The organism is Extibacter muris (genome assembly GCF_004345005.1).
Lineage (GTDB): Bacteria > Bacillota > Clostridia > Lachnospirales > Lachnospiraceae > Extibacter > Extibacter muris.
In genome coordinates this window covers 1-5,304 of the sequence record NZ_SMMX01000037.1, presented here as the reverse complement: position 1 = coordinate 5,304, position 5,304 = coordinate 1, and the positions used below count along the sequence as shown (strand labels likewise).

Genomic DNA, 5,304 nt, shown 5'->3' with positions numbered 1-5,304 from the left:
AGTTCATAAGGTAGGAAACGCCACGCCATACTTCCTTTCGTCAGCGGTCTTAGCGTAACCCCCTCCCGAACCGTGCTTACACCTCTCGATGTACACGGCTCTCCATTTTTCATAGTCTAAGTGATTTTAGTTTTGCTTCTTCATAGCATTTTGGGCAGAGAGCCAGTGACTTCCGCCTTTTTTTCATCATCAGCAAATCAAATTCGTTATCGGCTTTTAAATCTTTCAGCCTCTTAACATGGTGCATATAAACTTTGACCGGGCTTGCCCCACACGCTTCGCATTTGCCGCTTTTTAAGCGTCCTGCAAGGCTGTTTGGCTTTATCCGTCCTCTAAACTGTGGCATAACATCCACAAATTCGGGGGCAATATTTTTATTGCGTTTGAATCCCTCATGGTAAAACTCGCACCGTTTTATCCCACTCTTAGTTTTGTAGTTTGCGCCAAAGTCCCCCTTTTCACTGCGGTACTTCTTGTACATTTTCATCACGGATGAATTATACTTTGCCGCAAGTGTTTTTAAGCAACTTCCACGCATAACCCCATGGAATTTCCCCAGATTGCTCACATTGATTGCTAATCTGTAATAATTGTACAATCCCCTGATTTCAGAATTGTATTTGCTGATGATTGCCACTTCGTCCAGCGGCATTAGATACCCTCTGTGTAGCGGCTTCCAGATTTCTTTCCCGTCTCCGTCTTTTTTAATCTTAAATACTCCATATTCATGCAGCTTCGCAATCCATTTTTCTTTCGGCATATAAAGCTGCACTTTCCCATACCACACCCGTTGCAATCCTTTCTTTTTGATTCGTTTTGTGTCCTGGCTCCTTGATACTTTAATGTCATACCCCAAATATCTCACTTTTTCCGAGGAGTGCGTTATATGCGTCTTTTCCTCTGACATTGTAAGATTCAGGCTATCTTTTAGGAAAACCCTGACCTTATCTTTAATTTCCTGCGCATCTTCTTTTGAACCCGTTACCGCAATCAGAAAATCATCGGCGTAACGGTTATATTGAAGCCTTTTGTAGCCATCGTCCATTTCGTCCAGATGTGGCGTGGAAAGCAATACCTTTTGGGCTTCTTTAAATGCCTTCAAGTTTTCTTCCGTGTGCGCCAGTTCCAGGTTCTTCTTGGCTTTTCGGAACGCCCACCGTACTTTATCATGGTCTTTGTGGACTTTGCGGTTTCTTGTTTCCCCTCTGTCAAAATATGCTTTCATCATCGCCATGAACTCATCAAGCTCACTCAGATAGATGTTTGCAAGTATCGGACTGACGCCGGAACCTTGCGGACTTCCCGAGTATGTTTCATGGTATGTCCATTGCTCCATATATCCTGCCCGTAAAAACTTCCACATCAGGGAGATAAATGCTTCGTCTTTAATACGCTTTCTTAATAACTGTATCGTGATATGGTGGTCGAAGCTGTCAAAGCAAGCCTCTATATCCCCTTCAATTATCCACTTTGCCCCCGTGAACAGCGTCGATATTTCTTTTAGTGCCGTGTGGCAGCTTCTGTTCGGTCGGAAACCGTGGGAGTTTTCAGAGAACGCAGGCTCATAGATTGCTTCCAATATCATGCGGACAACTTCCTGCAATAGCTTGTCATCCGTGGACGGAATACCCAGCGGGCGCTTTTTACTGCTGTTTCTCTTTGCAATATATACACGCCTTGCCGGGTTCGGCTGGTATGAGTGGTCACGCAGTTTCGCTATCAGCTTCTCAATACGCTCCATGCTCATGCCATCAAGGGTAAGCCCGTCTGCTCCAGCGGTCATGCTCCCCTGAGAGATCGCAATCTTCTGGTATGCCAGCAGATAGAACTCTGGATTGTACAGATTTCGATATAGCCTTTCAAACCTATACGTTTTGTCTGTTGCTTTTTCACTTAAACTTTTCAATACATTTTCGGGACTTCTCATAATGCCTCACGCACCTTTCCTTATTATTTGTATTGAAGAAAAACTGTCTCCCTTCGCCATGCGGACGGCTTTCCCGTCCTCGGACTACTACGGAGACTCTGTTTCCATAGCAGATATTCAGAACCATCGTCCATAGCCGTAGTACGGCGTTCTGCTTTAGGCAATCCCCGTTTAGAACTGTAATAACATAAGCCTGCTATGATTTCGGATGTGACGTTCGCCGTTTTCCATTATCCTGTGGCTGGTTTGCTTAGGGTATCCAGTGGATACGTATGGCCGACCCATATCCACCAAAACACATGCGGGTACAACTTCCCTACGCATGGAGCAACATTTTGCCCAACCTCCGGCTGTCATTCAGGCAGTCTAGCTTTCATCCTTATTCATAGCTTTTCGTCACTGCCACGCTGACACGGTGGAAGTTACTGTGTCCCGTGCCCTCCGACATGCTACACTCCTCGTCCGGTTTCCCTTTCGGATAAGTCGGGTGACGATAGGGTGCGGATAATTCCGCTTTGATACCTTTCCCTATTACTTGCTCAAGGTAAAATTATTTACAGCCCCTTACGGGCGCACCACCATACTATTAGAGATAGGTGTTCCTGTTGCAAAAATAACTCCACGCCCTCCCGTCAGTTCATCAAGGTATCCGGTTTTCATAAACATATCGGAAGATTTCTGTGCCTCTGTCTGTGCAACTCCGCCCACATTTCTCATTTTCGTATACAGATACAGGTTCTTATAGGAATCTGCCTCGTCCACAAACAGACGGTCAATTCCCAATTCTTCAAAGCATACCACATCATCCTTCCGGCTCTGATCGTTCAGTTTCTTTAACCGGGTTTCCAACGATTTCTTTGTTTTCTCCAGTTTCTTCACCGTAATACGGTCCCCCCTGCTGTTCTTTGCCTCCCGGATTCCAGCTACCACCTCCTGTATTTGCTCCCGCAGCATCCGTTCCTGACGTTCCACACTAAGCGGTATTTTCTCAAACTGTGAATGCCCAATAATCACCGCATCTATGTCACTGGTGGCAATTCTGGCACAAAACTTCTTCCGGTTCTTTGTCTCAAAATCTTTTTTCGTAGATACCAGAAGATTAGCAGAAGGATATAATTGCAGCCACTCCGCAGCAAACTGTTCAATGATATGATTCGGCACAACAATCATAGATTTGTTACAGAGTCCTAATCTTTTACACTCCATCGCTGCGGCTACCATCGTGTAGGTCTTTCCGGCTCCTACCACATACGCAAGCAGGCTGTTTCCTCCATAAATAATACGGGCAACACCGTTCTTCTGGTGCTGTCGTAGTTTAATTTCTGGATTCATGCCATAAAAGTTTAAATGACTTCCATCATATTCCCTCGGACGGATTGCATTAAATCTCTCATTATAATCAGCAGTTAATCTCTGCCTTCGTTCAGGATTCTTCCATATCCAGTCTAAAAACGCCTGCTTGATTAAATCTTGTTTCCCCTGTGCAATGGCAGTTTCCTTTTTATTGAGGATAGCCTTTTTCTTTCCGTACTCATCTTCCACATAGTCATAAATGCGGACATCTCTCAGATTTAGGGTGTCCTCAATAATCCGGTAGGCATTTGCCCGGTGTGTACCATACATACTATTGGCTTTCACATTTCCCCGATCAACACTTTTGCCCTCAATATTCCACTCACCCGTAACTTTGATAAACCGGACTTTGATATTCCACCTTGAATAGTTCGGTGTTTCCAGAAGTTCAAATACAAAGTCCTCTATATCCTTTGGCGGTATCCATGTAGCTCCTAACCGGACACTGATTTCTGATGCGGTCAGATCTTTCGGCTGTACCTTCTTCAATGCTTCTACATTGGAACGGTACACTTCATTTCCCTCTGCCGCAAGAATTGCCTCTTTCAACTTCTGACGCACATTACCGGACAAATATTCATCTTCCGATACAAATTTTGCATCGCTCCCCGGTACGTCCGGCAAACGGAAAATGACGCCCTCCAGTTCTTTTTCAATCACATCCACACTCTTTCCCGTCAAGGAACACATATAGTCCATATCCACAAATGCTCGTTCTGAAAGAGATAAGGATAGGGCTTCACTGGCAGTATCTACCCTCGTAACGGTCTGATGCGGTTTAATGGTACGTTTCGTAAACATATCCGCCTTACGCTCCAGCGTTCCATCCTCTGCCACAATCTCAAGAGAACATAATAGCGGATAACTGTTATCATCTGAAAAAACAGTGCTGTTTGCTCTGGCATTTAATAATCCATATTTACTCTGAAAACGATCATACAGCGTATTCAACTTCTTTTGCTGGTCTGTAATCACAGAATCCGAATAGCCTTCTGTCTGATAAGCAATCAATTCCCGGACACAATCACGAATGGCAATCATACCTTTTACACGGTTTGCCGCTGTGACCGACAACTCTACTGGTTTCATGCGACTGTTTTCCCGATAATATATCTGCCCCTCATGCAAGGTATAAGAAAAATTTGCAACCGTCAAATCAGCAGGGATAGATTTATCCTCTGTCTCCACCAGTTCTTCTGCCTCATATTCGGAGATTTCCGCTTGTATTGTCTCTATCGCTTCAGCAAGTTGCTCTTCCAGACTTCTATCCGGGTATGGTCTGCAAGTGCTGTCCATTCCATACTGTGTGGATTCCATGACCATTTCACCCAAAACCATTTCCGGGTGCTGCACAAAGTAGCAATTCTGTGTAATGCCATTCTCATCTGTATCGAGATAAATCCACTCAGGCTCAACTTCTATCACACGGTCACGCTTTTGCAAGAATAAAATATCTGAGGTCACTTCCGTTCCTGCATTTCCCTTGAACGTATCATTAGGCAATCGGATTGCACCGATTAACTCTGCCCTCTGTGCGATATATTTTCGGATTGCCGGATTGGATTTATCCATTGTACCGGAAGAAGTGATAAATGCAATCACACCACCCGGTCTGACTTTATCCAAAGTTTTTGCAAAGAAATAATCATGAATCAAGAAATTATTTTTATCATATCTCTTATCCAACACCTTAAATTGTCCGAAAGGCACATTTCCGATTGCCGCGTCAAAGAAACTGTCCGGCAGATTCACTTCCTCATATCCCTGCACCGCAATGGTGGATTTCTGATATAACTGTGCCGCAATCCTACCGGAAATACTGTCAATCTCCACACCATATACCTTGCAGTCAGACAGACTTTCCGGTTTCATTCCGATAAAATTTCCGATTCCACAAGATGGCTCCACAATATTCCCTGATTTCAGCCCCATATTCTCCAGTGCCTGATACATGGAACGGATCACGACTGGCGGTGTATAAAATGCAGTCAAGGTAGACTGTCTTGCCGCCTCATATTCTTCTT

Annotated in this window: 2 protein-coding genes; both read right to left on the bottom strand. The window is 44.4% G+C overall.

Annotated elements, in window-relative coordinates; genetic code table 11:
- Nucleotides 1–109: 109 nt before the first annotated feature.
- Nucleotides 110–1,927: a reverse transcriptase/maturase family protein gene (locus E1963_RS19035; protein WP_132281634.1), complete on the bottom strand. Its 1,818-nt coding sequence runs from the start codon at nt 1,925–1,927 to the stop codon at nt 110–112.
- A gap of 564 nt (nt 1,928–2,491) precedes the next feature.
- Nucleotides 2,492–5,304, bottom strand: a 2,813-nt coding sequence (locus E1963_RS19030) for a DEAD/DEAH box helicase family protein (protein ID WP_167482275.1), incomplete at its 5' end; no start/stop codon positions are given.

Excerpts from the sequence above, each read along its gene's own strand:
- E1963_RS19035 (WP_132281634.1), bottom strand. The coding sequence starts at position 1,927 with ATGAGAAGTCCCGAAAATGTATTGAAAAGTTTAAGTGAAAAAGCAACA.